This window comes from Pseudomonas sp. AC463 (assembly GCF_979253585.1).
The window spans coordinates 1-285 of record NZ_CEEDDZ010000471.1 but is presented as its reverse complement, the minus strand read 5'-3'; the positions used below and the strand labels follow the sequence as shown (position 1 = coordinate 285).

The window sequence follows — 285 nt, the reverse complement described above, 5'->3', positions numbered from 1 at the left end:
CCCCATGGGTGGTCTGGTGTTCAGTGCGCGGATGGCTGAGGTACTGGTGCAGCAGGGTGGCCTGTTCGCTCACGGCCTGACCTATGCCGGGCACCCGGTGGCGGCGGCAGTGGCCATCGCCAACCTCACTGCGCTGCGTGACGAGAAGATCGTCGAAACGGTGAAAACCGACACCGGCCCCTACCTGCACAAACTGCTGCGAGAGACCTTTGCCGGGCATCCGCTGATCGGCGATATCCAGGGTGTCGGCCTGGTTGCCGCGTTGCAGTTCGCCGAAGACAAAGG

1 protein-coding gene is annotated in these 285 nt (G+C 64.2%); it reads left to right on the top strand.

The window, feature by feature from the left end:
• Positions 1-285: aminotransferase class III-fold pyridoxal phosphate-dependent enzyme (locus tag AC0IYH_RS31015; protein ID WP_471838026.1), on the top strand; the 285-nt coding region annotated here is incomplete at both ends.